This window comes from Bacillus sp. mrc49 (genome assembly GCF_002803435.1).
Genome location: NZ_PHNG01000576.1, coordinates 1 through 862 on the forward strand (window position 1 = coordinate 1; position 862 = coordinate 862).

The window sequence follows — 862 nt, forward strand, 5'->3', positions numbered from 1 at the left end:
GTTGGCACTGGCAGCCACTGCAAAGGCAAGGGATACAAGGAAAGCGACATTCATGTTTTGGGCAAACAAGGCAAGGATGATGGAAAGGACCGACACTCCGATTGATGCCCAGCGAGCCGCAACGACTTGTTCTTTGTCGGTGGCCTGGCCTTTGCGAATGATATGGCCATAAAAATCATGGGCAAAGGCAGAGGCAGCCGATAGAACGAGTCCGGCCACAACCGCCAAGATGGTAGCGAAGGCAACTGCAGACACGAAGGCGAACAGGAAGTCACCGCCGATGGCATCGGCAAGCAGCGGAGCCGCCATATTGCCGGCAGCATTCGCCGCGATGATTTTGTCATAACCAACAAAGGCCGCGGCTCCAAATCCAAGGAAAATGGTCATGATATAAAAGATTCCGATGATCCATGTGGCATAAACGACGGACTTCCTGGCAGTGATGGCGTCTTTTACCGTAAAGAATCGGATGAGAATGTGAGGCAGTCCCGCTGTCCCGAGGACGAGAGCCAAATTAAGGGAAAGGGTATCCAATGGATCCTTGAATTTATTCCCCGGATTGAGGAAATCGCCCCCTAAAGGGGTTGCTGTTTTCATTTGCTTGAACATCTCGATCACACTAAAGTCGAATTTGGCCAACACGATCAGCGAGATGATGAACGTACCTGCCATCAATAATACGGCTTTTACGATCTGGACCCAGCTGGTGGCCGTCATCCCGCCGAATACTACATAAACGGTCATTAAAATGCCTACGATGATAACGGAGTACAGATAATCGATTCCAAGTAAGAGTTTTATAAGGGCACCTGCACCGACAAGTTGGGCGATCATATAAAAAGTGGATATGGATATGGTGTTA

Annotated in this window: 1 protein-coding gene; it reads right to left on the bottom strand. The window is 49.5% G+C overall.

From position 1 onward, the window contains the following. Positions 1-862, bottom strand: an 862-nt coding sequence (locus tag CVN76_RS05995) for a solute symporter family protein (protein WP_198512503.1), incomplete at both ends; no start/stop codon positions are given.